Origin of the sequence: Proteus vulgaris, from assembly GCF_016239305.1 — a bacterium.
GTDB classification, from domain to species: Bacteria; Pseudomonadota; Gammaproteobacteria; order Enterobacterales; family Enterobacteriaceae; genus Proteus; species Proteus vulgaris_C.
Window position 1 is genome coordinate 1 of the sequence record NZ_JAEHOQ010000065.1, and the last position, 679, is coordinate 679.

Consider the following 679-nt stretch of genomic DNA (forward strand, 5'->3'; position numbering starts at 1 on the left):
GATTTTACGCTATTATAGAGGTGAACTGGTTCCATTAATTACTCCGGTGGGTAATAAAACACTTAATCCCGTTAATGAAATGAGAAAATTTACCCTTGTGGTGACAGATACCCATTTTTATATTGGAAAAAGCTACAGTTCTTCTCCTCAGAAAGAATCATTAAGTAACTTATCCTGGGATAAGTATCTTTACCCAACACTCGAAGAAGTGGAAAATAATACATCGAAACCCCATACATTAGAAGCGCCCAATCCTGAAATGAAAACGCCTTCAGGACAAACTCAATTTGATTGCAGTGATCCCTCTATTTCCCCAATGTCAAAGTTAGGTGACTATGGGCGAGATTATAGAATTAAAAAATAGAGTTTCTTTTTTATATTGTTATTATTCATTGAAAAAATAAAGGGTAAAAATGAGCCAAAAAACAGCCTACATGTATTAAAAAACAAACGTACATTAATTAAGCTACACAAAAATAATGGTAAAATAAAACAGCATAATAATTAATAAGGATAAGCCATGTTCGTTAAATTATTAAAATTACTTTTTATTGTTATTATTAGCACCACCTTACTTTCTGGCTGTTTATCATTAAAAGAAAAAGCCGCGATTAAAGCGGAACAAGATAAAATTGAACAGCAACGCCAATTAGAGGAATTACGAAAAACATTTAAACCC

The 679-nt window shown here is 32.0% G+C and carries 1 protein-coding gene; it reads left to right on the plus strand.

Annotation, left to right across the window (positions count from 1 at the left end):
• Positions 1-364: hypothetical protein (locus tag JEP40_RS18970; protein WP_198624810.1), on the plus strand; the 364-nt coding region annotated here is incomplete at its 5' end.
• Positions 365-679 lie beyond the last annotated feature (315 nt).